Source organism: Duganella sp. CY15W, from assembly GCF_009857555.1.
Lineage (GTDB): Bacteria > Pseudomonadota > Gammaproteobacteria > Burkholderiales > Burkholderiaceae_D > Rugamonas > Rugamonas sacchari.
On the sequence record NZ_WWCQ01000002.1, the window covers coordinates 390,232 to 413,088 of the forward strand.

The 22,857-nt window shown below is 62.7% G+C and carries 20 protein-coding genes and 1 riboswitch; of the genes, 2 read left to right on the forward strand and 18 right to left on the reverse strand.

Annotation, left to right across the window (positions count from 1 at the left end; translation table 11 throughout):
* Positions 1 to 16: 16 nt before the first annotated feature.
* From GTP58_RS11320 to GTP58_RS11385, 14 genes are all read right to left on the reverse strand, one after another.
* Positions 17 to 754 carry an ABC transporter substrate-binding protein gene (locus GTP58_RS11320; protein ID WP_161077581.1) on the reverse strand — a complete coding sequence of 246 codons (738 nt, stop codon included), beginning with the start codon at positions 752 to 754 and terminating at the stop codon, positions 17 to 19.
* Between the two features lie 9 nt (positions 755 to 763).
* A complete protein-coding gene (locus GTP58_RS11325; RefSeq protein ID WP_161077582.1) occupies positions 764 to 2,446 on the reverse strand; it encodes a methyl-accepting chemotaxis protein in 1,683 nt (560 codons plus the stop codon).
* Between the two features lie 8 nt (positions 2,447 to 2,454).
* Positions 2,455 to 2,961, reverse strand: coding sequence for a chemotaxis protein CheW (locus GTP58_RS11330; protein WP_161077583.1), 507 nt, complete (start codon positions 2,959 to 2,961; stop codon positions 2,455 to 2,457).
* A gap of 12 nt (positions 2,962 to 2,973) precedes the next feature.
* Positions 2,974 to 4,650: a methyl-accepting chemotaxis protein gene (locus GTP58_RS11335; protein ID WP_161077584.1), complete on the reverse strand. Its 1,677-nt coding sequence runs from the start codon at positions 4,648 to 4,650 to the stop codon at positions 2,974 to 2,976.
* A gap of 23 nt (positions 4,651 to 4,673) precedes the next feature.
* Entirely contained in the window at positions 4,674 to 5,945 is a 1,272-nt protein-coding gene (locus GTP58_RS11340) for an EAL domain-containing protein (protein ID WP_161077585.1), read from the reverse strand.
* 2 nt (positions 5,946 to 5,947) lie between these two features.
* Entirely contained in the window at positions 5,948 to 7,021 is a 1,074-nt protein-coding gene (locus GTP58_RS11345; RefSeq protein ID WP_072789333.1) for a chemotaxis response regulator protein-glutamate methylesterase, read from the reverse strand.
* On the reverse strand, positions 7,018 to 7,539 hold the full coding sequence (locus tag GTP58_RS11350; RefSeq protein ID WP_202413638.1) for a chemotaxis protein CheD: 522 nt from the start codon (positions 7,537 to 7,539) through the stop codon (positions 7,018 to 7,020). The genes GTP58_RS11345 and GTP58_RS11350 overlap by 4 nt, the downstream gene beginning before the upstream one ends.
* Positions 7,536 to 8,345 (reverse strand): protein-glutamate O-methyltransferase CheR, encoded by an 810-nt coding sequence (locus GTP58_RS11355; RefSeq protein ID WP_072789330.1) that lies wholly within the window; start codon positions 8,343 to 8,345, stop codon positions 7,536 to 7,538. The genes GTP58_RS11350 and GTP58_RS11355 overlap by 4 nt, the downstream gene beginning before the upstream one ends.
* A gap of 13 nt (positions 8,346 to 8,358) precedes the next feature.
* Positions 8,359 to 8,916, reverse strand: coding sequence for a chemotaxis protein CheW (locus tag GTP58_RS11360; RefSeq protein WP_161077586.1), 558 nt, complete (start codon positions 8,914 to 8,916; stop codon positions 8,359 to 8,361).
* Positions 8,917 to 8,928: 12 nt separating this feature from the next.
* A complete protein-coding gene (locus GTP58_RS11365) occupies positions 8,929 to 11,091 on the reverse strand; it encodes a chemotaxis protein CheA (protein ID WP_161077587.1) in 2,163 nt (720 codons plus the stop codon).
* Between the two features lie 9 nt (positions 11,092 to 11,100).
* Positions 11,101 to 11,397, reverse strand: coding sequence for a lipid asymmetry maintenance protein MlaB (locus tag GTP58_RS11370; protein WP_161077588.1), 297 nt, complete (start codon positions 11,395 to 11,397; stop codon positions 11,101 to 11,103).
* A 16-nt stretch (positions 11,398 to 11,413) separates the two neighbouring features.
* On the reverse strand, positions 11,414 to 11,782 hold the full coding sequence (locus tag GTP58_RS11375; protein ID WP_072789318.1) for a response regulator: 369 nt from the start codon (positions 11,780 to 11,782) through the stop codon (positions 11,414 to 11,416).
* Positions 11,783 to 11,795: 13 nt separating this feature from the next.
* Positions 11,796 to 12,929 (reverse strand): methyl-accepting chemotaxis protein, encoded by a 1,134-nt coding sequence (locus GTP58_RS31725; RefSeq protein WP_373924735.1) that lies wholly within the window; start codon positions 12,927 to 12,929, stop codon positions 11,796 to 11,798.
* Between the two features lie 167 nt (positions 12,930 to 13,096).
* A complete protein-coding gene (locus GTP58_RS11385) occupies positions 13,097 to 14,704 on the reverse strand; it encodes a methyl-accepting chemotaxis protein (protein WP_161077590.1) in 1,608 nt (535 codons plus the stop codon).
* Positions 14,705 to 14,955: 251 nt separating this feature from the next.
* Here GTP58_RS11385 and GTP58_RS11390 point away from each other — a divergent pair, with 251 nt between their 5' ends.
* The gene (locus tag GTP58_RS11390) at positions 14,956 to 15,573 is read left to right on the forward strand and encodes a Crp/Fnr family transcriptional regulator (RefSeq protein WP_229215542.1); all 618 of its coding nucleotides are present in this window, start codon (positions 14,956 to 14,958) and stop codon (positions 15,571 to 15,573) included.
* Positions 15,574 to 15,630: 57 nt separating this feature from the next.
* Here the strand turns inward: GTP58_RS11390 and GTP58_RS11395 are convergent, their stop codons facing one another.
* Both GTP58_RS11395 and panD read right to left on the reverse strand, forming a co-directional pair.
* Positions 15,631 to 16,848, reverse strand: a complete 1,218-nt coding sequence (locus tag GTP58_RS11395; RefSeq protein WP_161078126.1) for a D-amino acid dehydrogenase — start codon at positions 16,846 to 16,848, stop codon at positions 15,631 to 15,633.
* Positions 16,849 to 17,030: 182 nt separating this feature from the next.
* Positions 17,031 to 17,120, reverse strand: a riboswitch (glycine riboswitch).
* 27 nt (positions 17,121 to 17,147) lie between these two features.
* Positions 17,148 to 17,507, reverse strand: coding sequence for an aspartate 1-decarboxylase (gene panD, locus GTP58_RS11400; protein ID WP_072789306.1), 360 nt, complete (start codon positions 17,505 to 17,507; stop codon positions 17,148 to 17,150).
* 171 nt (positions 17,508 to 17,678) lie between these two features.
* On the opposite strand from panD, the gene GTP58_RS11405 reads away from it, so the two are divergent.
* A complete protein-coding gene (locus GTP58_RS11405; protein ID WP_161077591.1) occupies positions 17,679 to 19,400 on the forward strand; it encodes a diguanylate cyclase in 1,722 nt (573 codons plus the stop codon).
* A gap of 1 nt (position 19,401) precedes the next feature.
* On the opposite strand, the gene GTP58_RS11410 is transcribed toward GTP58_RS11405, so the two are convergent.
* Together GTP58_RS11410 and GTP58_RS11415 are read right to left on the reverse strand one after the other, a co-directional pair.
* Positions 19,402 to 21,003, reverse strand: a complete 1,602-nt coding sequence (locus GTP58_RS11410) for a serine hydrolase (RefSeq protein ID WP_161077592.1) — start codon at positions 21,001 to 21,003, stop codon at positions 19,402 to 19,404.
* A complete protein-coding gene (locus GTP58_RS11415; RefSeq protein WP_161077593.1) occupies positions 21,003 to 22,850 on the reverse strand; it encodes a M1 family metallopeptidase in 1,848 nt (615 codons plus the stop codon). The genes GTP58_RS11410 and GTP58_RS11415 overlap by 1 nt, the downstream gene beginning before the upstream one ends.
* Positions 22,851 to 22,857 lie beyond the last annotated feature (7 nt).

The following is a 22,857-nucleotide window of genomic DNA, read 5'->3' on the forward strand; positions in this document are numbered from 1 at the left end:
GCAAAACTCACCAAAACTAACGGTGCAGCCATTGCTTCTGCAATTTTGCAAAGCTGCCGTCGCGCTTCATCTGTTCCAGCGCCTGCTGCCACTTGCCGACCAGGCTTGCTGGCGCGTCTGGCGGAAACGTGATGTAACTCTGTATGTTCATCAGGAACAGTACTGGCTCTACCGTCTCCTCGGCGATGCCGGCCTGCGCAAGCAGCTCAGGCAGCTGCTCACGGTCGACCACCATGGCTGGCCGTCGTCCCGCCAGCAGCATGTTCAACATGGTTTTGGAACTGCCTACCGGCTCCAGATTTGTAAAGCCGGCGTCCTGCAGATATTGGTAGGAATAGAAATCCCGCGGCAGCAGGATGCCGGACAGCGTGCGCGCATCATCCAGCGTAGCGAGCTTGATGCGCGATTCGCGCAGCGCATACAGATTGGTGCGCGACTCCAGCACAGGACCGATCCATTGGAAATGCGGGTCACGCTCAGCGGTGCGCTTGGGGCACACCAGGATCACATTTTCGCCTGCCAGCGCGGTGCGGTAGGCACGCGCCCATGGCACCACCTGCATGGCGGTGCGGTCACCAATACGGCGCTGGATTTCCCGCGTGACTTCGGCGCAGAAGCCGGTGACGACGCCGTTGCGTTCAAAATAGAGCGGCGCAATATCGGCGCCCAAGATGCGCAAGGGGCCACGCGCCGCCAGCGACGGCGCAGCCACTGCGGCAAGCAGCAACGCACAAGCCCATGCTCTCCGGCGCATCTGGCATCCTCAGAACTTCACGAAGTTGGTTTCATCGGGTTCCTCCATCTCCGGCATACGGCGGCCTGAGGACGCGCCACCGGCGCGCATTTTCCTGGCCGGCTTGCGCGCTGACGGCGCCGCGCTGCGCACTGTGCGCGAAACGCCAGCCAGTTTGAAGAAGGACATGGTCTGCTGCAGTTGCTCGGCCTGACCGCTCATCTCTTCCGCCGTCGCTGCCAGTTCTTCGGAGCTGGAGGCATTCTGCTGGGTGGTCTGGCTCAGCTGCGTCACTGCCGCATTGATCTGGCCCACACCCGCCGACTGTTCTTCCGATGCCGCCGTGATCTCCTGCACCAGGTTCGAGGTGCGGCGGATATTCGGCACCATCTCACCCAGCAGCTGCCCGGCCTTCTCGGCCAGCTGCACGCTGCTGCTGGCCACCTGCTCGATTTCCTGCGCCGCCACCTGGCTGCGCTCCGCCAGCTTGCGCACCTCGGCTGCCACCACGGCAAAGCCTTTGCCATGTTCGCCCGCACGCGCTGCCTCAATGGCCGCATTCAGCGCCAGCAGGTTGGTCTGGTAAGCGATATCGTCGATGATGCTGATTTTCTTGGCGATCTGCTGCATCGCCGCCACCGTCGATTTCACCGCCTCGCCGCCTTCTGCTGCTTCCAGCGCGGCCTTGCTGGCAATGCCGTCGGTGACTTTGGCGTTCTCGGTGTTTTGCGAAATCGAGGCCGTCATCTGTTCGACCGACGCACTGGTTTCCTCCGTGCCTGCAGCCTGCTCGCTGGCCGCCTGCGACAGCGACTGCGCCGTCGCGCTGACCTCTTCCGATGCCGACGCCAGGGACTCGGCGCCGTTATTCACCTCCTGAACTACATGCGACAGTTTTTCGATCATGCTGCTCATGGCCGCCAGCAGGCTGGTGGTATCGCCGGCCTTGAGCTGCACATCCGCCGACAGGTCGCCATCCGCCACCTGGCGCACGATGTCCGCCGCATATGAAGGATCGCCCCCCAGCTGCTGCATGATGCCACGCAGGATGAGCAGCCCAAGCGTCACCAGCACCGCCAAAGCGGCAGCCGACGCCGTATACATGCTGCGCTGCGCGCTGACGGAGGCGATATCCGCTTCTTTCACCGCATCGTCGCCGTACTGCACGTTCATGGCGACCAGCTTGTCCAGGCTTTCCTCGACGTCGTGGAAGGCGCCGCGGTTTTCAATCAAGTTGCGGTGCAAGCCCGCAAACAGCTCCTTGCGCCTGGCCAGATCGGCACTCTGCATCTGGCCCAGCAAGGTACCGAATTCCTCGGTCTTCTGACGCCAGGCGCTCCAATTTGTCGTAAACTGCTTCCACAGTGCCGCCTCCTCGCGGCTTTGCGGCAGTGCTTCGTAAATTTTCCAGGCCTTGTCTATTTGCGCAAAGATTTCGGCACGGCGCTTAATCTGCTGCGCCACTTCTGCCAGGTCTTCGGGATACATGGCAAGTGCGTCAGCTGCGCGGTTGGAGGAACGGATTGCTGTCTTGCCCTCGTTAATCGCCATCAGCGCCTGCACCGATGGCATACGGTTCTTGCCGATTTCCGCCAGCATTTCCCCTTCCCGCTTCAAGCCCTGGAACGCAATGACCGCGACCAGCAGCAATGCCAGTACGGCCACACCAATCAGCGTCAGGATCTTGGTTCTGACGGTTATCGTTGAAAACATACAGTCTCCTAGGGGATTTGCGCGACGAATTCTTGCAGGTGCAAGGTTGATACCACGTGCTGCACATTCAGCAGCAATACAAAGCGGCCATTGACCTTGCCGATACCGTGCAGCAGATCGGCTCTGACCGCGCCAAAACGCGGCGGCGGCTCAATGTCGGCAGCCTGGATGTCAAGCACCGCGTTGACCGCATCGACCAGAATACCGATCACGAACGGGCCTTCCTCGCCATCGGCTTCCACCACGATGATGCAGGTGCGCTTGCCGATGGGCGAAGGCTCGCGGTCCAGCCGGCGGGCCAGGTTCAGCACCGGCACCGCCGTGCCGCGCAAATTAATCACGCCGCAGATCGCTGGCGGCATTTGCGGAACAGGCGTTACGCCGGCATATTCCAGAATCTCGCGCACGGCCAGGATGCCCATGGCGAACATGTCCTGGCCCAGCATGAAGCTGAGGAACTGTGCCGGCGCCTGCTGCGCTGGCGGCGGCGCATCCGCTACGGTCAAGGTAGTCATGGCGACCTTCCGCTAGAATTTAACGAAGTGCGACTCATCCGGTTCACTGACATCGTTCATGCGGCGACTGGACACGCCCGCAGGCGCCCGGCCGGCACGCGGCGGCTTGCGAGCCGTCACCGTGCGCATCGGACGGGACGCGCCGGCCAGCTTGAAGAAGGACATGGTCTGCTGCAGCTGTTCGGCCTGGCCGCTCATCTCTTCGGCGGTGGCCGCCAGCTCTTCGGAGCTCGAGGCATTCTGCTGCGTGGTCTGGCTCAGCTGCGTGACCGCTGCATTGATCTGGCCCACACCGGCCGACTGCTCTTCCGACGCAGCGGTAATCTCCTGCACCAGATTCGAGGTGCGGCGGATATTCGGCACCATCTCACCGAGCAGGTTGCCGGCTTTCTCCGCCAGTTCGACACTGCTCGACGCCACCTGCTCGATCTCCTGCGCCGCCACCTGGCTGCGCTCCGCCAGCTTGCGCACTTCGGCTGCCACCACGGCAAAGCCCTTGCCATGTTCGCCCGCGCGTGCCGCCTCAATCGCCGCGTTCAGCGCCAGCAGGTTGGTCTGGTAAGCGATATCGTCGATGATGCTGATTTTCTTGGCGATCTGCTGCATCGCCGCCACCGTCGATTTGACCGCCTCGCCGCCCTCCGCCGCTTCCAGCGCAGCCTTGCTGGCAATGCCGTCAGTGACCTTGGCGTTCTCGGTATTCTGCGAAATCGAGGCTGTCATCTGCTCGACCGAAGCACTGGTTTCCTCCGTGCCCGCAGCCTGCTCGCTGGCCGCCTGCGACAGCGACTGCGCGGTCGCGCTAACCTCTTCCGATGCCGACGCCAGCGCCTCGGCGCCATTGTTCACATCCTGCACCACCGCCGACAGTTTTTCGATCATGCCGCTCATGGCCGCCAGCAGGCTGGTGGTGTCGCCTGGCTTGAGCTGCACATCCGCCGTCAAGTCGCCATCCGCTACCTGGCGCACGATGTCGGCCGCATATGAAGGATCACCGCCCAGCTGCTTCATGATGCCATTCAGGATAAACAGGCCAATCACCACCAGCAGCGCCAACGCCACGCCGGAAGACAAATACATATTCTTCAGTGCCGTTGCCGATGCCGCATCAGCGCCCGCCACATCGCTCTCGCCATACTGGACATTCAAGGTCACCAGCTTATTGAGGCTATCTTCGGCATCGTGAAACGCGGTGCGGTTTTCCTTGAGCGTGTTATGCAGGGTCACGAACAGCTCCTTGCGCTTGGCCAGATCCGCATGCACGATCTGGCTGGCGGTGTCGGTAATGACGGCATCACGCTGCTTCCAGTTTTCCCATTGCTTGACGAAGGTCTTCCATACCGCAGCCTCCTCGGTTTCCTGCGGCAGCGCGTCGTAGGTCTTCCATGCCTTGTCGACCGCCGCCCAGCTTTCCTGCTTGCGCTGGACTTCGTGGGTAATGCTGTCCACCTCTTCCGGATACAGTGACATCGCATCGATGGCGCGGCTGGAGGAGCGCAGCGCAGTCTGTGCCTCGCTGATGGTTTGCAGCGCCTGCACCGACGGCATGCGGTTCTTGCCGATCTGGTTCAGCATCTCGCCCTGGGTTTTCATCCCGGCAAAGGCAATCAGCACCACGACCACCAGTGCCACTATCGCTACCGCCAGCAATATCAAAATCTTGGTCCTGACCTGCAATGTTGAAAGCATCACGTCCCCCAGCTTGGTTGTGGTTATTCGTCCCCTGCCAGCGCACGCAGTCTGCGCCTGTCCTGCCGTATCCAGCCGACCAGATCTTCCGCTGGCATCGGCTTCGCCAGCAGGTAGCCTTGCGCCATGTCGCATCCGAGGTCGCGCAGCAGCTTCCAGTCTTCGACCGTCTCGACACCTTCCGCCACCGTGGCCACGCCCAGGCTTTGCCCCAGATCCAGTGCGCTCTTGAGCACCATGTGGCGGTTGGGCCACTGCGCCGCGCCGTTGACGAAGGCGCGGTCGATCTTCAGTTCCGTGAACGGGCAGCGCGCGAATTGCTGCATGGACGAATAGCCGATGCCAAAATCGTCCATGGCCAGGCCAAAGCCCATCAGGCGCAAGCGGCCCATATTCGTCAGCGCCTGTGACAGCTGGCGCATCACGCTGGTTTCGGTGACTTCCCACACCAGCGATGCGGGCTTGACGCCGGATGCGGAAATCTGCGCAATCAGGCGGTCGATAAAACTGCGGTCGGCCAGGTTGTCGGCGGACAGGTTGACCGACACCGTAAGCGGCGGCAAGCCGTGGCTTTGCCAGTCCAGTATGCGCTCCAGTACCTGCTGCACCATGTCGATCGTGAAGTCCGCCATCAGGGGATGGCCTTCCAGCGTATCGATGAAGTGCGCCGGAGCCAGCAGGCCGCGCTCCGGATGGTTCCAGCGCACCAGCGCTTCCACACCTTTCAGGTGGCCGGTCTGCATGGCGACCTTGGGTTGGAAGTACGGCACAAACTCCTTGCGCGTCAGCGCCTGCGCCAGCTCCTCCAGCGAAGCCTGCGGCAGTTGCGGCGCCGCCAGCGGGGCGCAGTCGCTGCCACGGTCACCGGCCTTGCACAGGAGTTGCGTCAGCGAGTCCAGTTGCACCGGCTTGAGCAGGGTGCCCAGCAAGCCCATGGAAGTATCCTCGCACGCCATGTTCTCGATGATCTCCAGCAGGCGCGGATCACGCGCGCTGACGACGATCAGGTTTTCCGTCAGGCGGCGTTCACGCAGCTGGCAGGTCAGCTCGATGCCGTCCATGCCCGGCATCTCCAGATCGGTCAGCACCAGATACAACGGGCTTGGTTGGCGCTCCAGCACCTGCATGGCCTCGTTGCCGTCACCCGCTTCCAGTATCTCGCCGAAGTTCAGCTGGCGCAGCAAGCCCACCAGATAACCGCGTTGCACCACGCTGTCCTCGACGACCAGCACGCGGCGGCCGGCCCACGAGGGCGCGTCAGCAACGGTGATGTCGGTGAGCGGTGGCGTGTTCATGTTCAGTACTGCAGCTGTTGCAGGATTTCGCGGTAGATCGCACTCAGTGGCACCGACTTCTCGACACCGCCGCGCTTCACCGCTTCCTTCGGCATGCCGTACACCACACAGCTGGCTTCATCCTGCGCCACCGTGCGCGCGCCAGCCTTGAGCATTTCCAGCATGCCGGCCGCACCGTCGTCCCCCATGCCGGTCATGATGACGCCCAGTGCATTGGCGCCTGCCGCGCGCGCGGTGGAGCGAAACAGCACATCCACCGACGGCCGATGGCGGTTGACCAGCGGGCCGTCCACCACCTCGACAAAATACTGCGCCCCGGTGCGGCGCAGCAGCATGTGCTTGCCACCCGGCGCGATCAGCACCTGACCCTGCAGGACCCGGTCGTTATTGGCAGCCTCTTTGACGCGCACTTCGCACACGCTGTCCAGCCGCGCCGCAAAAGCCGCCGTGAATTTTTCCGGCATGTGCTGCACCACCACGATGCCGGGTGAGACGCGCGGCAGTGAGGTCAGCACTTCTTCCAGCGCCTGCGTACCCCCCGTCGATGTGCCGATCGCCACCACGCGCTCCGTGGTCGCCGTCATCGGCCGTACTTCCATCGGCGGCAGGACCGCATCCGCATTCAGCTTGGCCGTCACGGGTGGCGGCGCCGGGCGGTTGGCCAGCTTGCCCACATGGGCGCCCGCGGCAGCGCGCACGGCAGACACCAGTTCATCCGCACTATCGTGCAGGAACTGCTTCAGGTCCAGCCGCGGCTTGGTGATGATCGCAACTGCGCCTGCCGTCAGCGCCTCCACCGACGTCTGCGCGCCCTTCTCGGTCAAGGTCGAGCAGATCACCACTGGTGTCGGATGCTCGGTCATCAGTTTGCGCAGGAAGGTGATGCCGTCCATCTTCGGCATTTCAACGTCAAGCACGATGACGTCCGGCCACTGCACCTTCATGCGCTCCATGGCGAGCAAAGGGTTGGCCACCGCATGGGTAACGGTAATGCCCGCCGCCGCGTTCAGCAGGCCGCTCAGCACCTGCCGCACCACGGCGGAATCATCGACGATCATGACCTTGATATCACTCATTCCTGTGTCCTTGCTCCCGTACCGCCCCATCCCGGTTCTGGCGGAACCTGCCGGCTCAACACCTCGCCACTACGGATGGTGAAGATTAATTGACGATGCCCTTCGCCGAACAGGCTTTCGGACACCACGTGTATGCCATGCTTTTGCAGCATCTCGCGCGCAAAGTCGCCGTTCTGCATGCCGATATCGCGTACCTTCTCATTGCGCGGAAACATGGCGCCGCCGCCGAAGATCTTGCCCTGGCACTGAATCAGCGGCACCCCATGCTGCGTCATACCGTCCACCAGCAACTGCATCGCATCCGCGCCATACATGCCCGGCTTGTCGGCTGGCCGGTCCTGCCTGCGCCGTCCATGGCCCGGCAGCAGGAAGTGCGACATCGCGCCAATGCGGCGCCCCGGATGCCACAACGTGATCGACACGCAAGAGCCCAGCAGCGTACGCACGCGGTACTGCGCATCGCCGACGAAATAATCGCCGGGCATCAGGAAGATATCGATGAGTTTAGGCTCCGTCATGGCTTGCGATAAATCGAAGGCGCCACTGCGATCAGCGTATCGTTGATGTCGTTCAGCGTTTCCGAATGGCCGATCAGGAAATAGCCGCCGGGACGCAATTGCGCCAGCAGCCGCGCCACCACCTGGCGTTTGGTCTCCAGGCTGAAATAGATCATCACGTTGCGCAGGAAGATCACGTCAAACGTCCCCAGTTTGGGCAGCGGTGCATTCAGGTTCAGGTGCTGGAACTGCACGCGCTGCCGCAGCGAACGGTCGATCAGCATGGTGCCGGCTTCACTGCCCTGTCCCTTGAGGCAGAAACGCTTCAGGTAAGCCGGCGGCATCTGCGATGCGCGCTCCATGGGATAGTGGCCGCTGCGCGCGCGCTGCAGCACGCGTGTGCTGATGTCGGTGCCCAGCACTTCCCAGCCGCCGTCCTCGCCAAAGACATCGGCCAGCACCATGGCAATGCTGTAGGGTTCTTCACCGCTGGAACTGGCCGCGCTCCACACGCGCAGCGCGCGGTTCTTGTCGCGCGCTTCCAGCGCCAGATCGCGCAGCAATGCAAAGTGCTTGGGCTCCCGGAAGAAGTAAGTCTCGTTGGTGGTCAGCAGGTCCACCGCCACTTGCAGCTCGGCCGGCTGCGCGCGGCTTTCCAGCAGCTTGAGATAGTCGCCATAGCTGTCGAGCTGATAGTGCGCCAGGCGCTTGGCCAGACGGCCGCTGACCAGCGCCTGCTTGCCATTGGCCATGGTGATGCCCGCAGCATCGTAAATGAAACGCTGGAACTGGACGAACTCGCGGTCGGTGATCATCGCCACGGCCATAAGATCCCACCCATCACGCCACGGCGGCAGCGGTGCCGCGCGCCATGTCAACAATCTCCTCGCTCGACAGCACGCGCTCGATATCGAGCAGGATCACAAAGCGGCCGTTGTACTTGCCCATGCCGGCGATGAAATCGGGGCGGATGCGCGTGCCGAACGACGGCGCCGGCTCGATATCGGCGGCAGCGATTTCCACCACGGCGTTGACCGCGTCCACCAGCATGCCCAGCACCTGCTTGCTGTCGCTCTCCCCGCCTTCGGTTTCAACGATGACGATGCAGCTGCGTTTGCCGATGGTGCTTTGCGCGCGGCCGAAGCGCGCCGACAAATCCATCACCGGCACCACCGCACCGCGCAGGTTGATGACGCCGCGCACGCAATCCGGCATCATGGGCACCGTGGCCAGGCTGCCGTATTCGATGATCTCCTTGATGTGCAGGATGCCGACCGCGTACTGTTCCTCGCCCAGCATAAAGGTCAGGAACTGGCTGGGCAGCGCGGCGCCGCTCTGCAGGGCCACAATCGCGCTGCTGCCGTAGGTGACCACATTGGCGGTATCGATAGTGCTCATGCTGCTCCTCTCTTACGCTGCCAGCGCGACAGCGCCCTTGCCGCCGACGGTATGCATCAGTGCCGCCACGTCCAGTATCAGGGCGACCTCGCCGCTGCCCAGGATGGTGGAGCCGCTGATGCACTTCACTTCACTGAACATCGGACTCAGTGGTTTGATCACGGTCTGGAATTCGCCCAGCAGCGTATCGACCACCAGGCCCGCACGGTGATTGCCGAACTTGAGCACCACGATGCTCTCGCGCCGCGTGCCGGCGCCGCCGATGCGGAACAGCTCACGCAGGCGCACCAGCGGCAGCACCTGGCCGCGCAAATTGGTGTAGTCCTGTCCCGGCTCGGTGGCGTACTCGATGCACTCTTCGATCATGTCGAGCGGGATCACAAACACCGACGATCCCACCTGCACCAGGAAGCCGTCGATGATGGCCAGCGTCAGCGGCAACCGCACCGTCACCGTCGTGCCCTGGCCCTCCTTGCTGCCGACGTCCACGCTGCCGCGCAGCGCCTGGATATTCCGCTTGACCACATCCATGCCGACGCCACGGCCGGACAGGTTGGTGATCTTTTCCGCCGTCGAGAAGCCGGCTTCGAAAATCAGGTTGTAGATTTCGCTGTCGGTGAGTTTGCGTTCCGGGTCGATCAGGCCACGCTCGATGGCCTTGGCCAGTATCTTCTCCTTGCGCAGGCCGCCGCCATCGTCGCTGACTTCAATCACGATGCTGCCCGATTCATGGAACGCGTTCAGCTTGATCATGCCCTTGGCCGACTTGCCGGCCGCCACCCGCACTTCGGCCGGCTCAATGCCATGGTCCATGGCGTTGCGCACCAGGTGCATCAGCGGATCGCCAATTTTTTCCACCACGGTCTTGTCCAGCTCCGAATCCTCGCCATCGACAATCAGGCCGATGTCCTTGCCCAGTTCCCGCGCTACGTCGTGCACCACGCGCTGGAAGCGGTTGAAGGTGGCGCCGATCTTCACCATGCGCAGCTCCAGCGCCGCATCGCGCACGTCTTCCACCAGTCCCGTCAGCGTGGAGGTGCACTCCAGCAGCTCGGTGTTCTGGATATGCTGGCCGATCATGTTGGCGCGCGCGCCAGCGATAATCAGTTCGCCCACCAGGTCGATCAGGCGATCCAGCTTGTCCGAATCGACGCGGATGGAGCGGCTTTCCTGCGCCTTCTGCTCGCTGACCTGCTTCTGCTTGGCCAGCGCCGCCTCCACCACCACCGGCGGCACATTGCCCGCGCCAACCAGGATGCTGCCCAGCTGCTGGGCCGGCGCGTCTTCCTGCTTGCCGGACTGCTGATTCAGCGCCTCTTCCAGTTCATGCGCGGTGACGCTGCCGCAGCGGACCAGGATTTCGCCCAGCCTTACCTTCTGCTCCGGCAGCGCGCGGATCAGGTTCACATACTCGGACACCTTGCTGTGCGGCGGGATGATGCGGATTTCGCAGTCATCCTGCACAAACTCGAACACGCCGGCAATCTCCTCGCGGTCGGCGCTGCTGTCAAAGGCAATTTCGAAACCGAGATAGCACAGCTCCGCATCCATCTCATCGGCCGGCGGCAGGGCATCCGGCAAGGTCGCAATCCCCACCACGCGCCCCAGCTTGCCCAGGTAGCGCAGGAAGGCGATGGGGTCCATGCCGTTCTGCAGCACGCCGCGGCCGAAGCGCAGCGAGATATGCCAGTAGTCGCTATCTCCACGCTCCTGGTCGATGCGTTCCACGCCAGGCTCCGCGTGCACTGCCAGCGCGGCGGGAACCGCTTGCGGCGCCGCCTCGCCATCCATATGGCGATGCAGCTGCTCCTTGAGCATCTCGCCTTCCGGCGCAGTGTCCGGGTCCTGGTCTACGCGGCCCGCCGCCAGGCCGTCCATCATGGCCGACAGGTAGTCGCAACATGACAGCAGCAGCACCACCATTTCATCGTTGAGCGTCACACTGCCGTCGCGCACCTTGTCCAGCAGGCTCTCCACCACGTGGGTGAAGGCGACGATGTGATCGAGACTGAACAGGCCCGCCGACCCTTTGATGGTATGGGCGGCCCGGAAGATGGCGTTGATTGCCTCGCTCTGGTCGCCCGCCAGGTCGACATTGAGCAGCGCGTTCTCCATCTCCTCCAGCAGCTCGCGGCTTTCAGCGATAAAGGTCTGTAGTGCGTCGTCCAGATTCATGGCTATTCCTTATGCGTGTATCAGCACGGCGTCGCCAAAGAAGGCGACCAGGTCCAGCATCTCGAAGATTTCTACGACGGCGGGGCTATGCTGCACCAGGTGCAGCGTGCGCTGGTCGGCGGCAGCGGCCTGCTTGGCCAGCATCAGCACTTGCAAGCCTGCCGTGTCCAGCTCCGTCACGCCGGACAAATCGATTTCCAGTATCCGCGTCTTGCGCAGCGCGTCCAGCACCAGCACTTTCAGATCGGCGGCGCGATAGATCGTCAGTTCGCCGTCCAGGGCAATACGGTTGACTTCATCGGCCATCGCAGCCTCCGCAAAATTATGGCAGTACCAGCTTGGCGACGGCGCCCAGTAGCACGTCCGGTTTGAATGGTTTGACGACCCAGGCCTTGGCGCCTGCGGCCTTGCCTTCTTCCTTCTTGCTCTCTTGCGATTCGGTAGTCAGCATGATGACTGGCGTGAATTTGTAGTTGGGCAGCTGCTTGAATTGTTTAACGAAGGTGATGCCGTCCATATTCGGCATGTTCACGTCGCACACCACCAGATGAATTTTCTGTCCGGTGCATTTGGACAGCGCATCGACGCCATCGCGTCCTTCAATCACCTCGTATCCCGCGCCCTTGAGCGCAATGCCCACTACCTGGCGCAAAGAGGCCGAATCATCGACCACCATGATGGTTTTTGCCATATCTTCTCTACCTTCAGAAAAAAGTGATTTCGTCGGCCGCAGCGGCGGTAGGCGCCGCGTGCTTGATGCCGCTGTGTACCGCGTGCTCTTCGGCCATCGCGTAGGTCTTCTGCAGTTCGCTCAGCAGACGGTCCGGGTCCGGCGCTTCCAGCACCCCGTTCGTCTCATAGCGCTCGTGATACTCGCGCAGCAGTCCTGGCAAGTTCTCCATGTTGTGGCGCACGTGGGTCATCACCTGGCTCACGCGGTCCTGGAATTGCAGCTGCACCAGCGCCTCGCCCACCTCACCCTGGATGCCGATGCTCTCCTGCTTGAGCAGGTCGGAGGACTGTACCAGCGAGTCGGTCATCTGGCGGAACTCGGACAGCACGGCGTCGATCATGCCTTCCGCCGACTGCATGGACTTGTCTTCCGCTTCGCTCGATTGCTCGGCGGCCTGGCTGGCCGCCAGGATCGCGGTACTGATCAGATTCACGCGGTTGGAAATTTCCTTGCCCGTCTCCGCCGAGCGCATCGACAGCTGGCGCACCTCCTGTGCCACCACCGCGAAGCCACGGCCGGCCGGACCGGCGCGCGCCGCCTCGATGGCCGCGTTGAGCGCCAGCAGATTGGTTTGCGCGGCGATGCTGGCCACGCCTTCCGCCATGCCGCGCAGCTCGCGCGTAAAGCGTTCCAGGTCGCGGATCTGCGCCAGCATGGCGTGCTTGGATGACATGGCGGATTTCATCGAGGTTACCACCGAGCCCAGACGCTGTTCGCTGTGCGCAAACACCTCGGTCATGGAGTGGTCGCCCTTGCTGTCGGCACTGGAGACATGCACCGCGCTGTCAAGCTTGTCGACGATGCTGGAGAAGCGCGACGCCAGATCGGAGATCGCTTCCTCCATCTGCGCGCGCGAGTTTTCAATATGGCGGCACCAGACGGGCAGCACCGCGTCGGCAAAGCGGTCGCGCCCATCCAGGTAATCATCGATCATGGCGTTGTCGCCGGTGGCGCTGGCGGGGCTGAAACCCGTATCGCGCGTGAGCCACGCTGCAGCGCCCAGCAGCAGCGCTGCCCAGATCAGGGTGTACCAGCCCCAGGCGCTCCAGCCTGCGGCGACGGTTCCCAACGCACCCGCTGCGGCAAAGCCGAACGGCACTATCACTTTGCTACTGATCCCGGTTTGATTCTTCACTGGACGCCACCCCACTGTTGTTCCGGGCGCCGCTGGGGCAGCGCCTCCGGTAGTCCCACTGTAGCGCAGAATGCCGTGCCCGCGCCATCATGTAGTCATGAATGCGAAGCCTGTTGCACCAATACAACCGATGATAGTTACGCGAGCAATGGCCGCGCCGCGCCGCGCAATACAGGCCGCTGCGGCGCAGCATCGCCGAGCTTGAAAATGCTCACCGCTTCCGCCAGTTTGGCCGCCTGCACCTGCATGGCGTCGGCCGCTGCGGCGGCCTCTTCCACCAATGCCGCGTTCTGCTGCGTGACCTGATCCATTTGCGTGATCGCCAGGTTGATCTGCTCGATGCCATGGGTCTGCTCGACGCTGGCATTGCTGATCTCGCCCATGATGGCGGTAACGCGGCCGATGCTGTTCACCACTTCTTCCATGGTACTCCCAGCCTGGCCAACCAGGCGCGTGCCTGCTTCCACCTTGCCGACCGAGTCGTCGATGAGGGTCTTGATCTCTTTTGCCGCACTGGCCGAGCGCTGCGCCAGGTTGCGCACCTCGGACGCCACCACCGCAAAGCCGCGCCCCTGTTCGCCGGCACGCGCCGCTTCCACGGCGGCATTCAAGGCAAGAATATTGGTCTGGAAAGCGATGCCATCGATGACGCCAATGATGTCGACAATTTTCTTGGACGAGGCATCGATCGACGCCATGGTCTGCACCACGTCCGAGACTACCGCGCCGCCGCGCTGCGCCACTTCAGCAGCGTTGGACGCCAGCTGGTTGGCCTGGCGCGCGTTGTCGGCATTCTGCTTGACGGTACTGGTCAGCTCCTCCATCGAGGACGCGGTTTCCTCGAGCGAGCTGGCTTGCTGTTCCGTGCGCGACGACAGGTCCAGATTGCCGGCCGCGATTTGCGACGACGCGGTTGCAATGCTGTCCGTGCCGTTGCGGACATCGCCGACGATACGCACCAGGCTGCCCGACATGCGGTTCAACGCATGCAGCAGCTTGCCCGGCTCGTCCTTGCTGTAGTCGCTGGCGGAACGGTTGCTGCGATCAACCAGATCGCCTTCTGCAACCGACTCGGCCAGCGCCACGGCTTCGTTGATCGGCCGCGTGATGCCCGCCGTCAGCCACCATGAAAACACCACGCCAAACGCCACCACCAGCACGGCCAGCAAGAGCAGCAGGTTGCGGCTGTCCGTGGCGACCTGGTCGATGCGCGTGGCCGCTTCGTCAATCGACTTGCGCTGCTGGTCGAGAATTTTCTGCAGCATGGTTTCGTAGGTTTTGGCGGCAGGCAGATAGGTTTGCTCGAGCAGGCGCGAGGCGCCGTCGGCGTCACCGGCCGCCTTGGCCTTCATGACGCCGTCACGCGAACTCACATACAGCTTGCGGGTTTCTACCAGCTCTTCCATGAGCCGCTTGTCCTCGCCGCTGGTGAGCTCTTCGATTTTCTTGATCAGGCCTTGGGCGTAGGCCGTGGAATTCTTGGCCTCCTCGGCAAAGAAGGTGGCCAGCGCCGGGTCGGCGCTCTTGGCCACAGCGGTGGTGCGGCGGATACCGGCAAATACAATCCGGTACCAGTCCGAAATGAGACGCTCCTTGGCCAGCGGCGTTTCCATCATCGCGCGTGTCGCGGTCGCCACCCCTTGCAGGCGATAGATGCCGAGGCCGGTGTTGAGGATGAGTATGGCGAGCACAACGGCAAAGCCAAACGACAGGCGCCTGCCAATGCTGAGATCAGTGATTTTCATGCCGGTCTCCAAGGGTCGAATTGTTCTTCAATAGTAACCCTAAAGTTCAGCGAAATTCATGCTTGGCGAAATTTGTTAAACTGCTTTAAGTTTAAAATATTTTTAAATTTCCATTCTAATCTGCAACAAATATTGAGCCAGGGACTGTGAAAACGTTTACACTTTCAAATTCATTTGTACGGCCATTTACATAGCGGAATTTAAAATACAACATTGTCCGTCCGGCCATTCGCACTCCTAAACCACTGAGTATGAGCAACGCATTCCTAGAACACCGCGCTAAATATCGCGAAGCCGTGTCACGCCGCTATGGCGTCACGCCCGAACTGTACGACGAAGCCTCGCGCCTGCTGGCGCCGCTGGCCACGCCTTTCAGCATGCGCAAGGGCGAGCACCTGCAGCGCATCGGCACGCCTGCCCAGTATGTGCACTGGCTGCACAGCGGTGTGGCGCGTACCGGCTTCATTACCGAGGCGGGCAACGAAGTGACGCTGCACTTCCAGACCGACGGCGAACCGGTGGCCGCGCACGACGATTTGCTGCGTTCGCGCGAATCGCATCCGGCGCTGAATTTTGTGGTGGCGGAAACCGCCATCCATGGCTATCGCCTGGACTGGTCGCAAGTGAGCGCGCTGTATCAGGCCAACAGCCATCTGCGCGACTACTACCTGGCGGCAGCACAGTGCAGCATCATGGACCAGAGCCGCCGCCTGTACCTGAACGCCTCGCCGGCGCAGGGCCGCCTGAATGCGTTCCGCCGCGAGTATCCGGGCCTGGAGCAGCGCATCTCGCAAAAGGTGGTGGCATCCTTCCTTGGCATCACGCCGCAGTACATGTCGCAGTTGCTGCGCATCGACGGTAGCAAATAAATAAAAGACGCCCGAGATTCAGTTCAGAGGCGTCTTTTTCTTGTGCGGCAAGCCAGCTTAGTGTTGGCTCTCCACCACACCGGCAATCAGGTCGGCGGTGGCCGCGCACAGCGTCCAGCCCAGGTGGCCGTGACCGGTGTTGTAAAACACATTAGGCCGCTTGCCCCTTCCCACACGCGGCATCATGTCCGGCATCATCGGCCGCAAGCCAGCCCATGGCACCGCCTGGCGCGTGCTCACGCCCGGGAAGCACTGCTGCACCCAATCGACCAGCGGCTGGATGCGGTCCGCGCGGATATCGCGGTTGATGCCATTGAACTCCGCCGTACCGGCAACGCGAAAACGGTCCGCTCCCAGGCGGCTGGTCACCAGCTTGGTCTCATCGTCCAGCAGGCTGACCGTCGGCGCAGCGGCGCGGCTGGCGTCATCCTGCAGCTGCACCGTGATCGAATAGCCCTTCACCGGATAAACGTTAACCCTGTCGCCCAGCTGCGCCGCCAGCGCGCGGCTGCCGACGCCACCGCACACCACCACGCCATCGAAGCACTGGCGGTCCTCGCGGCCATCCTGATCGACGCGCACCGTGGCCACGCGGCCGTCGGTTTCCACGCTGCCGATTTCCGCGCCCCATACAAAGCGCACACCGCGCCGCTCGGCCGCTGCGGCCAGGCCGTTGGTGTACTTGTGGATGTCGCCGGTGGCATCGCTCTCGGTGTAGTAACCGCCGTAGTAGCTGCCTTGCAGCGCCGGCTCGATGGCGCGCATCTCATCGGGTGTGACCGCGCGGCGCGGCAAACCGCCCGCCGCCAGCAGCCCGGACACGCGGCCGGCGTGCTCGAAGCCCGCCTGATTACGGTAGATGTGCAGGATGCCTTGCTGTTTCAGGTCGAACTCCACGCCCTCCTCTTCCGCCCAGTCGAACAGATGGCGGCGCGCGGCGATCGCCAGCTTCGCGGTGGCGATGGTGTTGTCTTCGTAGTGGGGAATGCTGGCGATGAACTCCGCAAACCAGGACAGCTTGTGCCAGGTCGGGCGAGGATTGAGCAGCAGCGGCGCATCGCTGCGCAGCATCCACTTCAGGCCTTTGGCGATGGTGGAAGGATGGGTCCAGACTTCGGCATTGGAGGCGGACAGCTGGCCGCCGTTGGCAAACGACGTCTCCATCGCCGGGTAGCGGTGGCGTTCAAACACGGTGACGGCAAAGCCGCGCCGCGCCAGGGCGTAAGCGGTGGTCACGCCGGTGATGCCGCCGCCAAGGACGGCAATCGTGTGCAGTGCAGGTTGATTCATGAAGCAGGCTCCATCAACAGTCAGGGGTGGGAGTACCAAGCGCACCATGCGAGTGGTACGCCCCCTCTGTTTGGAACCTGAGAGATTCGCCGCGCCATAGCGTTAGCATGGCGCCGCTTGCTCCTGCGGTGCGCCGGCTGACGAAGCCGGCGGCTCTTCAGAGTACAGTGGTCTGGTCGGTCCTTTTGCCTGAGAGTTTCCGGGGCGGTTGCTCCTTCGGCGCCACCATCCATGGTGGTCTCTCCCGACCAGAATTCGGCACAGGGCCGACTTGGTCTTGCAGCTTACTGCTTGACGCTGGTGATCTTGTTTTGCGCGTCGACGAAAACCAGTTTCGGTTTGTAGTCGGCGATCTGCGCTTCGGTCATCGGCGCGTAGGTGCAGATGATGAGCAGGTCGCCCAGCTGCGCCTTGCGTGCCGCTGCGCCGTTCAGCGAGATTTCGCCGGTGCCGCGCAGGCCAGGAATCGCGTAGGTGGCGAAGCGTTCGCCGTTGTTCACGTTATACAGTTCGATTTTTTCGTTTGGCCAGATATCAGCCGCTTCCAGCAGGTCCAGGTCGATACCGCACGAACCTTCATAATTCAGATCCGCCTGCGTCACCGTCACACGGTGCAGCTTGGCGCGCAGCATAACTCGTTGCATAGACATTCGTTTCCCTCGGTAGTAATCGTTCAAGCTTTGCATCCTGCTCAGACAAAGCCAGCGACGCAAGGGCGGCATTGTACCATTTGCCGTCGCCCGTGCCGCATTCCCGCCCCGCTCGGCCCCGCTTTGTGGCATATTGTTTACTTGTAAACTGCTTCATCCATTTTCATGAAAATTTCCCGCTTGCTGACACTGTCCACCGCCGTGCTGGCGTTGCTGGTCCTCGGCATGCTGGGCCATATCACGCGAGAAGCGTGGCTGCATTACGACGACACCAGCGCCGGCCTGCAAGCGCTGCGCCTGACACAGCGCGCCATGATCGCGGCAGAAAAACTCTCGTTCGAACGCGGCCCCGTCAACGCGTTGCTGGGCGACAGGCAGCCCGCTGATCCCGCCCGGCGTGACCGCCTGACGCGTGCGCGCGCCGCCACCGACCTCGCGCTGATCCAACTCGAGCGCGAGCTGCAAAACGATTTCGGCACCCAGCATCCGGTCGAGATGGCGAGCCTGTACCAGGCGCTGGCCGAGGCGCGCAACACGGTGGACACGCTGGCGTCCGCAGCACCGGCCGAGCGCACGCCGGAACTGCTGAAAAACGCCATTGGCCGGATGTTCGCACTGGTGCCGCTGGCACTCGACGCTGTCGGCGGCTACACGCTGGCGTCCGAGCGCGCCTATCCGCGCATCTCGCGCACGCTGATTAAAACACGCTACGCCGTCGAGCTGCGCGAATATGCGGGCCGGCTTGGCTCCGTGCTGACCGTGCCGCTGGCCAAGCGCCAGGCGCTGGTCCCCGCCGAGCACGAGCAGCTGGAAATGCTGCGCGGCCGCCTGGCGCAGTTGCGCCAGCAGATCCAGGCGCTGGGCGAGGATGGCGGCAATCCGGCCGGATTCAACACGGTCACGGCGCGCGTCGATGAAATCTATTTCGGTACCGGCCTGGGACTGGTGGCGGGGATTGAAGCAGCCAGTCGCACGGGACGCGACTACGGCATGGACACCGGCCAGTTTGCACAGCGCTACGTGCCGACCATGACACCGATCCTGTCGCTGCGCGATGAACTGCTGCAGGAGGCGCAAACGCAGGCCCAGAGCGATCACGAACATGCGCGCACCGAGCTGCTGATTGTGTGTTCATCCGGCGTGGCGATCCTGCTGGCGCTGACGCTGCTGCTGTTGATAGTGCGCCGCCGCGTCATCGTGCCGCTGCTGCGCGCCACGCGCGCCGTGATCCGCCTCGGTAACGGCGACTACTCGCGCGACTCCAGCGGCTCGCAGCGCGCCGACGAAATCGGCGACATGCTGCGCGCCCTGTCCACGCTGCGCACCAACAGCATCGAACGCCAGCAACTGGAGCTGGAACGCCAGCACCTCATCGATGAGCTGCGCCGCCGCGCCGATACCGACTACCTGACCGGTTTGCTCAACCGCCGCGCTTTCACCACGGCCAGCACGCAACGGCTGCGCCGCGCGCGCGGGCGCAACGAGACGCTGGCCGTGGTGCTGTTTGATATCGACCACTTCAAGTCCGTCAACGATTCGCATGGTCACGAGACGGGCGACCAGGTGCTGATCCGCGTCGCCTCGGTGGTGCGTGAAGAACTGCGCGATGGCGAAATCCTGGCGCGTCACGGCGGCGAAGAATTTGTGGTGATGCCAGCGCACTGCACACAGGAACAGGCGTGCGCGCTAGCGGAGCGTTTGCGCAGCGCGATCGCCAGCGAACCACTGACGCTGGCCGACGGCCACATCCTGCGCGTGACCGCCAGCTTTGGCGTCGCCAGCGCCGCCGGCCCGCAGATCGCGCTGGATGATCTGCTGCACGCGGCCGACCTGGCGCTATACCGCGCCAAACGCAAAGGCCGCAACCGCGTGGAAAGCGCGGCCTGAGTTACTTCTTCTCGACCGCTTTGACTGGCGTAAAGTTCAGGTCGCGGAAGTCGTAGCTGAAGTCGGTTTCGGTGGAAATCGGCGCCATCTTCATGCGCTCGATACTGCCGTCCGGATTCAGCGCAAACGTCACGTAGGCGTCGGCGTTGAAGTTGCGCTCCTTCCAGCGCACGATGAAGCTGTCGTGCTGGAAGTGTTCGAGTTCGCCGGTCAGGTCCGGTGTCCGCTCGAATCGCATCACATGCTTGCCGCCTTCTTCGCGGATGCTGATTTTTCCATACCACGCGTCCTCATATTCGCCATCGTAGGAAGCCAGCGGCAGCGAGGGCTGGGAAGCGGCCGCGCGCGCCGTGGTTTCCTTGCCCTGGCGCTCCAGCTCTTCCTTGTGCATGGCGGCCTCCTGGTCCGCATACAGCTTGATCCAGTCGGACGGCGGCACTTTCAGGTACTGGTCCAGGATGCGGTAGTACAGCGAGGCCATGGCCGGGCTGTTTTCCGCATTGGTCAGAATGGCGATGCCCAGCTTCTCTTCCGGCACCATCAGCACCGTCGAATAGAAGCCTTGCAGCGCGCCGCCGTGCATGGCGAGCTTGCGGCCCTTGTAGTCGCGCAGCTGGAAGCCCAGGCCGTAGGCGTAGAAGTTCGGCTTGGTGGCCGCCAGCGCCGGCTTGGGTTCGCGAATACGCATCGGCGTCTGCTCGCTCCACATCTCGCCGGCCTGCTTGACGCTGAACAGTTGCTGGCCGTTGTCCATCTTGCCGCTGTTGAGCAGCACCGTCATCCAGCGTGCGATGTCTTCGGCATTGGTGTTGATGCCGACCGCGCCCACCGCATTCGGCACCGGCATCGGCTTCACGACAGCGATCTTGTCGTTGATTTTGCTGTGCGGTGCAGAGTAGTCGCTGGTGGCCAGCATGTCGGCCACGCTGGTCCTGGTGCCGGTCATGCCCAGCGGCGTCAGGATGCGCTCCTGCATCGCTTCGCCCCACGGCTTGCCTGCCTTCTCGGCGATGATCTTGCCGGCCACGATGTACAGCAGATTGTCATACGCATAGCTGGCGCGGAAGCTAGTCGCCGGCTTGATGTAACGGAGTTTGGAGATAATCTCGTCGGTGCTGAATTGCGTGCTCGGCCACCACAGCAAATCGCCCGCGCCCAGCCCCAGGCCGCTGCGGTGCACCAGCAGGTCGCGCACGGTCATCTGGCCGGTGACGTAGGAGTCGTACATCTGGAAGCCCGGCAGGTGTTTGGTGACGGGATCGTCCCAGGCGATCTTGCCTTCATCAACCAGCATTGCCAGACCGGCGGCGGTAAACGCCTTGGAGTTGGAGGCGATTTCAAACAGGGTCTTGCCGTCCACCGGCGCCGCCTCACCCAGCTTGCGCACGCCGTAGCCTTTGGCCACGACCACCTTGCCATCCTTGACGATGGCGATGGCCATGCCTGGCACATCGAAAGTTTTCAGTGCGCGGTTGACGTCCGCATCGAGATTAAAAGCAGGAACGGCAGCAGCAGCCGGCGCCGCCCATACGGGCGTGCCAGCTACCGCGCCCAGCACAGCCAGCGTCAGAACGCTGGCTGCAAAGGTACGCGAGATCTTCATTATTTTTTAAATGCCTTGTCGACAGCAGCTTGAGTGATCGGATGGTAGTGGGTACGGGCTTTGACGTAGACCGACTTTGCCCAGTCTTTATCGGCCGGGTTTTTCAGCAGCGCGGTGTACAGCGGCACCACGAAGCGCTGACGGCCGACGCTCATCAGGAATTTGTTGAGCGGCTCACGCACGTTGTAGCCCGCCTTCACCGACGACAGATAGAAGCGGTAAGCGATTTCGTTGTTGCCGCTCTTGGCCAGACCGAAGGCCTGATCCAGCTCCTGCATCTGCGCGGCAGTGGTCTTGCCGTCGATGTCGTTCAGGAAGTGCATCCACTCCAGCGCGATCCAGCTTTTGCCGTTCAGCTCCGCCGTCGGCAGTTCGCCTTTGAGCCATGCGGTGCGCTGGGCATCCAGTGCCGCCAGGCGTGGCGAGGCGGCGCGTTTGGCATTGGTGGGAATGCCCGGCGCATACAGCCACTCGTCGAGTTCTGCCTGCGCCATGTATTCCGGATGCGCGTCCAGCAGATTTTTCTTCAGGTAGTCCACGAATTCTTCGGTGGTGGCCGACTTGAAGGCATGCTGGTCGAACCAGCCGCGCAGGAATGGATCGAAGACGTCACGGCCGGCGCGCTGCTCCAGCGTACGCAGGAACCATGCGCCTTTCGGATAAATCAGGCCGCCATCGGAGTAGGCCGACGGATCGGTGTCCGGACCGCGCGTCGCCAGTACCTGCTTGGCGGATGGAATGGTGGCCAGCGATGCCAGCGCCTCTTCCTGTTCCACTTGCAGGTTCATCTCCGCCACTTCTTCGCCGTACAGTTTTTCAACGATGCGCGTGGTGACGTAGGTGGTGAAGCCTTCGTTGAGCCACATATACTTCCACGACGCGTTGGTCACCAGGTTGCCGGACCACGAGTGCGCCAGTTCATGCGCGATCAGGTCCACCAGGCTGCGGTCGCCCGCAATCATGGTCGGCGTGAGGAAGGTCAGGCGCGGGTTCTCCATGCCGCCATACGGGAACGATGGCGGCAGCACGATCATGTCGTATCGGTCCCAGCGATATGGGCCGTACAGGCTTTCCGCTGCGGCGATCATTTTCTCGGTGTCGGCCAGCTCGTAGGCGGCGGCTTCGATGCGCGGTGCTTCCGCATACACGGCGGAGCGCGGACCCAGGTTGCGCACTTCGATCTCACCGATCGCGATGGCCAGCAGGTACGATGGAATCGGCTGCGTCATCTTGAATTTCCAGCCGCCGGCGCCGGTGGCTTTCTGGTCGTTCTCCGCGCTCATCACCACGCGCAGACCGGCCGGCGCATCGATGCGGGCGCTATAGGTGAAGCGCACGGCAGGCGTATCCTGCACCGGCGCCCACGAGCGGGCATTGATTTCTTCCGACTGGCTAAACATGAACGGACGCTTGCCGGACATGGTCTGCTCCGGTGCCATCCACTGCAGCGCGGCGGCCGACGGTGCGGTGCGATAGTAGACGCGCACCTTCTGCGGCTGGAACGGCAGGGCGATGCGCAACGCGCGGCCCTTCTCCACATCCAGCTTGTCGAGCATGAAGGAGGCGGCGGTCCAGCGGCCATTGGCGGCCAGCACCTGCACCTTGGCGATATTCAGTTCATTGGTATCCAGCACCAGCGTGCGGGCATTCTTGTCGATCCAGTTCAGCGTCAATTCGGCGTAACCGGAAAGGATCTTGTGATTGAAGTCGGCTTTCAGATCCAGATACAGGTCGGTGGTACGCACCTGGTCGTAGCGTGCATAGCTCAACGGATCGGCGTGGGCGGACAATGCGGTCAACGCGGACAGCGCGGTCAACACGCAGGCGGACAAAGTCTTCTTGATCATGGTGATA